The sequence below is a fragment of the Brenneria izbisi genome, from assembly GCF_025840185.1.
In the GTDB taxonomy this organism is placed as follows: Bacteria; Pseudomonadota; Gammaproteobacteria; order Enterobacterales; family Enterobacteriaceae; genus Brenneria; species Brenneria izbisi.
This window is the reverse complement of sequence record NZ_JAMPJU010000065.1, coordinates 1-207: the sequence shown is the minus strand read 5'-3', so window position 1 is coordinate 207 and position 207 is coordinate 1. Positions and strand designations below refer to the sequence as shown.

General features: G+C 61.8%; 1 protein-coding gene. It reads left to right on the top strand.

Annotated features, from left to right (window positions below; genetic code table 11):
• On the top strand, window positions 1–207 hold a 207-nt coding region (locus NC856_RS17760), incomplete at both ends, for an immunoglobulin-like domain-containing protein (RefSeq protein WP_264091719.1).

The following is a 207-nucleotide window of genomic DNA, read 5'->3' as shown; positions in this document are numbered from 1 at the left end:
GTCACCGCCACCGTGGGTTCACCGGTCACCGGCAGTCCGCTGGTGATCACGCTAAGCAACGATCAGACCATCACCATCCCGGTGGGCGAAAGCAGCGGCACGGTACAGATCGCGACACGCGGCGATGATAGCTATCAGCAGGGTGAGGAAGCGCTGACCCTCGGTATCAAAGACGCTGCCGGCGGCAACTATGAAGCGCTGGATACG